Here is a 5,445-nt window from a genome sequence, read left to right on the forward strand (position 1 = left end):
CCGCCCGCCCGCGTCCGCGATGGCGATGCCCACCGCGGCCTGGTTGAACATCGCGCGGAACCGGGCCTCGCTGGCCCGCAGCGCCACCTCGGCGCCACGCCTGGCCTCCAGCGCGGCGCGCCGGATGGACTCCTGGTCGCGGAAGATCTTCTCCCGCATGGCCTCGGTGAACCCGGCGGCGAACGCGCCCTGCACCGCGGGCACCAGCTCCGGCCGCAGGTCCGGGGCCGCCCGCCACGCGCAGCAGGTCGACGCCGATCAGCTGGAGCGAGGCGCACAGCGTGGTCGATCCGGCCAGCCGCAAGGCGACCAGGCCCGCGCCGATGCGCTCGACCGGTTCCGGGTTGAACCGCTCGGTGCGCAGGCTCGCGAGCAGCACCTCGGTGTACTCGCGCACCTGGTCGACGAGCCGGCGGTGGTCCATGGCCACATAACCGGTCTCGGTGAGCACGGTCGCCCACATGCGCGCGAACGCGTCGGGTCCGCTCACCGCTCTCCCTTCCGAGAACCACGCGAGTTCCACGCAAAGTCTCGCCCGTTCAACGCCAGGTAGCCAGCCCGGATGCGTCTTTCGCGATCGGGATGTCCGGGCGCCACCCAGCGCGTCGGTCTGCTTACCGAATGCGTCCGACCAGCGGCGACCCTAGGATGGCCGATGGGTACCTATTCACCGTGCACTCACCGTTCACCCCTGATCACCCCTGCTCTGGTGAATTCTCCACATCTTCCCGTGACAAGTGGATCGTTGCCCGATCACAATCGACATCCGGGCGGCCACTCTCCGTGCCGCTCCTCGATGTCGGGGACACGGAAAGGGCGTCCGACGATGCGCACTGCGTTCAGCTCTCACCGGTCGAGACCGCTTGTCGCCACTCTCATCGGCGCCGTGGTCTGCGGTGTTATCGGGCTCGCGACCCCGGTCTCGGCGATCGCGGCCAGCTCGACCACCACCGACCACGAACTGGGGTCGCAGATCCGGCTGCACGAGCCGGTGGCCCGCGCCGCGGTCGCCCCCGCCGGGGCGGCGGCGACCGTGTCGGGCATAGATGTTTCCAGCTACCAGGGCAATGTCAACTGGTCGTCGCTCTGGTCACAGGGCAAGCGCTTCGCGTACGTCAAGGCGACCGAGGGCACGGGTTACACGAACCCCTATTTCGCCCAGCAGTACAACGGTTCCTATGCCGTGGGCATGGTCCGCGGCGCGTACCACTTCGCGGTGCCGGACCGTTCCTCCGGTGCGGCCCAGGCAGGCTACTTCGTGTCCAACGGCGGCGGCTGGTCCCGCGACGGCAAGACCCTGCCCGGCGTGGTCGACCTGGAGTACAACCCCTATGGCGCAACCTGTTACGGCAAGTCGCAGTCCGCGATGGCGTCCTGGATCCGCGACTTCACCGGCACCTACCGGACACGCACCGGCCGCGACGTGGTGATCTACACGAGCACCAGCTGGTGGTCCCAGTGCGTGGGCAACACCGCGTTCGCGGGCACGAACCCGCTGTGGGTCGCGCGATACGCGTCGTCCCCGGGCACGCTTCCCTACAACTGGTCCGTTTGGACGTTCTGGCAGTACTCCTCTTCGCCGATCGACCAGGACTACTTCAACGGCGCGGCGGATAGGTTGAAGGTGCTCGCCAACGGCTGAACCTCCGGTAGGTTCCGCCCGTGCAGTGGGTCTTCCTGGTCGCCGGGCTGGTGTCGTTGGTCGCGGGCGTGGTTCTCGGTGTCGGTTCCGTCCTCTCCCGGAAATCCAGGAGGGACACCGAACGAAAGCCGGAGCGCTACTGGCTGGCCGCCGCGATCCTGGTCTCGGTCGGTCTGTTGGGTGTGGTCACTGGCTGGCTCATGACCGAGCCGAACGCCAACCGGGGCGAGGCGTTGAAGACCGGCGGCCTGGCGGGCGGCGCGATCGTCGCCCTCTACGCCTTGTGGCTCAACGACCGCAGGCGCCGGGTGGAGGAACGCCGCCAGGACATTGAGCGCCGCAAGCACGATCTGGAGAGCGAACGCGCCGAGTTCGACCGCGAGCGCGTGGCCGACGAGCGGTTCGCGAAAGCCGTGGAGCTGCTGGGCAACGACGCGTCACAGGTCCGCGGCGGCGCGCTGCACGTGCTGGCCGGGCTGGCCCGCGCCCGTCCCGCCTACACCCAGACCGTGCTCGACGTCTTCTGTTCCTATCTGCGCAAGCCGTTCATGCGCGGCTCGGACCAGAGCGAGGCCCAGGTCCGGGGCACCGCGCAGCGCCTGATCGCCGAGCTGCTGCCGCCAGCGGACAGTCCCGGCCCGTACCTGGATCTCGACCTGACCGGCGCCGACCTGGAGTACTTCGACATCTCCAACCGGGCCGTCGGCCGGATGTACCTGCGCGGCGCGCGCCTACACGAGTCGAACGCCTTGTGGGGCTGCCAGTTCCACAATGACGTCTACCTGACCGCCGCCGTTAACCTCGGGAGACTCCACTTGCACCACACGGTGTTCCACCGCAACGCGTGGTTCAGCCGGTTCATCTCCTACGGCCCGGCCCACTTCCAGGACACGGAGTTCCGTGGTGAGAACAAGTTTCGCGGCGCCCGCTTCCACGACCGGTTGCAATTGCACTGACTGTGATCGATCGGGTGATCTGCGGAACCACCCCTGCCAGGATGCCGTCACAGGCCCGAAGCACTGGCCCACAGCGGGGGTGGACATGTCGTTCTACGGCGATCCCGACGAGCTAGACCGGTTGGCCGGTCAGGTCGAGCAGCGCGCGGACGAGCTGCGCAAGCACGGCGCCGACCTGGACGCCCGCGCCGGGGCCCTGCGCTGGAAGTCCATCGCGGCCGACCGTTGCCGGGAGACCGTCGCCGCCGACCGCAAGAGCCTGGAGGGCATCGCCGGGAAGCTGGACGAGGCGGCCGCGATCCTGCGGCAGCACGCCCAGCGGGTGCGCGAGCTGATCGCCGCGATCAAGCGGATCGGCGAGCAGGTGGTGACCTGGTTCAACGGCGCGATCGACCGGTTCAACCAGGCGGTCGACAGCTTCAACAAGGCGGTGTCCGACATGGTCAACACGGTCGGTGGTTACCTCGGGTTCGGCGGTAACGCACCGCAGCCGCCACGGCCGCCGTGGGAGGGCTGGCAGTACCAGCCGCACAACCTGCCGCCCGCGGGCGACAAGCAGTGGCTAGAGGTCGGCGAGTACATGCGTGCGCGGGGTGTGGCGTGACCGTTCCCCCGCCGCACCGGCTCACCCTCACCGCCGCCGAGTACGCGTACCTGGTCAACAAGGTCGGCTTCGACCTCCCGCCGGACTGGGCGCCGCGATCCGACGTGGCCGCCCCCGGTTCGCTGGCCGCCAAGGGCGTGCTGAAGGACGACGAGATCGTGCCCCCGGTCCGCGAGAACCTCCGGATCATCGCCCACCCGCGGATCATGCTCGACACCGCCGCGACCGTGGGCCCGCGCGGCTCGCGCAGCCTGCACGTGATCGCCGGTGAGCTGGGCGCGTCCCTGTTCCTGCTGCCCGACGAGGGCGTGGAGCTGTCGATGTTCGCCGCCGTGGATCTCGGCCGGGAGCTGGTCCGCGCGGTCCCGCCGGAGGAGAACGGGATCGGCTCGGCCCTCGACGGCCCGGCCGACGAGCGCGAACCCCTGCGCGGCGTCGTGCCGCTGGCTGCCCTGCACGAGCTGGGCGTGGCCGACCTGCTGCGCGAGGCCGACCCCGACGCCCCGGGCTACGTGCTCGCCGAGTTGAAGCTGCCCAAGGAAGAGGCCGAGTTCGCGCTGGACATCGTCCGACGCACCGATGGCGTGTTGCGCTGCCTGGTGACGTCGGTGGTGGACGGGTCGGTGCGCAGTGCCCAGCTGAGCTGGCTGCACAGCGACACCGGCTGGATCGGGATGCAGCCCGCCGCGAACAGCGGGGGTCGCAGGCTCATGGAGTTGGCCCCGGTCAGCCGGGCGGACCTCGGGGTCTGGGTGACCCCCTACGTGTCGGAGGCGTTGGCGTGAGCACTCCCCAGGCGAAGGTCACCAACCTGACCGTCGGCGGCGGCGCGGGCGGCACCGAGGCGATCTACGAGGACCTCGCGGCCATGGGCCACCTGACCGACGATATCGCGGGCAACACCCTCGGCATCGCCATGACCAGCCACAAGTACCTGGCCGACCCGGACCTGCTCGCCTCGGCGGTGCTCAACCCGGGCGGCGCGGCCCGCTTCGAAGGCGCGATGCTGACCGCGCTCGACGGCCCCAGCGGCCTGACGGCCACGTCGGCGGCGATCGGCCTGCGCGGGATGACCTTCCAGGCGACCAACGCCGCCTACCACCTGGCCGATGATCTCAACGCCAAGGCACTGGCGGCCTCGCGCTGGCTGGAGGGCGCGGCCATGGTCCACATGCCCGGCCTGGCGATCGGGGCCGGGATCGGCATCGCGGGCGATGTGTACCTCAACCACCACGGCGACTGGCAGGAGTGGCTCACCGCCCACCCCGGCGTGATCGACGAGGTGCTGGGCCGGACCCCGGGCGCGGTCAGCACCCTGACCGGCATCCCGACCGACCTCGCCACGCTGACCGGGCTGGTGGCCGACGCCTACCCGGACGGCGACCCCAAGCTGACGGATATGGGCACCGATGGCGACCCGATCGCCACCGACCCGCCCAGCAACCTGGGCGAGCTGTTCAACGGCCTGGACCACCGCAACGGCACCGACGCCAACATCGACATCCGCAAGATCACCCAGCCGGACGGCTCGGTCGCCTACGTCGTCGACATCCCCGGCACGAAAGTGTGGAACCTGCCGGGTCAGGACGGCGGCAGCGCCAACGACTTCGGGACCAACATCGACGCGATCGCGGGCAACCCGACGGTGTTGCAGCGCGGCATCCAGCAGGCCCTGATCGACGCGGGCGTGCCCAAGGACGCCCCGCTGATGCTGGTGGGCCACAGCCAGGGCGGCATCGTCGCGGCCCGCGCGATCGACCCGCTGCTGGCCGACGGCTACAACGTGACACATGTCGTGACGGCGGGATCGCCGGTCGGCGGGATCGCGGTGGACGAGCGAGTGCAGATGCTGTCGCTGGAGAACAATGGCGACATCGTCCCGCACCTGGACGCGGCCGATAACCCGGCGAGCGACAACCGCACGACGGTCAAGTTCGACCATCAGCAGGGCAACATCGGCGGCAACCACGCGATCAACGGCAACTACACCGAGGCCGCGAAGCAATTGGACACCAGCGGCGACCCGTCGGTCCGGCACTTCCGGGACAGCGCGTCGGTGTTCTTCGGCGGTCGATCAGTGGAGACCCACCAGTACAAGGTGGAGCGCCAGCGGTGAAGCGCCTCGCGGCCGCCACCGTGGTGCTCATGGCGGCGGCCGCCTGCGCGAAGACCCAACCGGCTGCCGTGCCGCCTGCCCTGTCGGAGCAGGTCAACGCCCTGCTCACCGAGGCGGGCAGCGCGAC

At 69.9% G+C, this 5,445-nt stretch carries 6 protein-coding genes; 5 read left to right on the forward strand and 1 reads right to left on the reverse strand.

From position 1 onward, the window contains the following. On the reverse strand, positions 1-204 hold a 204-nt coding region (locus C503_RS42420), incomplete at its 3' end, for a hypothetical protein (protein ID WP_033401469.1). Between the two features lie 622 nt (positions 205-826). Here C503_RS42420 and C503_RS0136875 point away from each other — a divergent pair. The 5 genes from C503_RS0136875 (at position 827) to C503_RS0136895 (ending at position 5,318) form a co-directional block, all read left to right on the forward strand. Beyond that, positions 827-1,642 (forward strand): lysozyme, encoded by an 816-nt coding sequence (locus C503_RS0136875; protein WP_051115040.1) that lies wholly within the window; start codon positions 827-829, stop codon positions 1,640-1,642. A 20-nt stretch (positions 1,643-1,662) separates the two neighbouring features. After that, a complete protein-coding gene (locus C503_RS43990) occupies positions 1,663-2,598 on the forward strand; it encodes a pentapeptide repeat-containing protein (protein ID WP_018687206.1) in 936 nt (311 codons plus the stop codon). 85 nt (positions 2,599-2,683) lie between these two features. Further along, positions 2,684-3,202: a WXG100 family type VII secretion target gene (locus tag C503_RS46605; protein ID WP_018687207.1), complete on the forward strand. Its 519-nt coding sequence runs from the start codon at positions 2,684-2,686 to the stop codon at positions 3,200-3,202. Beyond that, complete coding sequence (locus C503_RS42430; RefSeq protein ID WP_018687208.1) at positions 3,199-3,987, forward strand: ESX secretion-associated protein EspG; 789 nt, start codon at positions 3,199-3,201, stop codon at positions 3,985-3,987. Before C503_RS46605 ends, C503_RS42430 begins: the two co-directional genes overlap by 4 nt. After that, complete coding sequence (locus C503_RS0136895) at positions 3,984-5,318, forward strand: alpha/beta hydrolase family protein (protein WP_018687209.1); 1,335 nt, start codon at positions 3,984-3,986, stop codon at positions 5,316-5,318. Before C503_RS42430 ends, C503_RS0136895 begins: the two co-directional genes overlap by 4 nt. Positions 5,319-5,445 lie beyond the last annotated feature (127 nt).

The organism is Actinokineospora enzanensis DSM 44649 (assembly GCF_000374445.1).
GTDB classification, from domain to species: domain Bacteria; phylum Actinomycetota; class Actinomycetes; order Mycobacteriales; family Pseudonocardiaceae; genus Actinokineospora; species Actinokineospora enzanensis.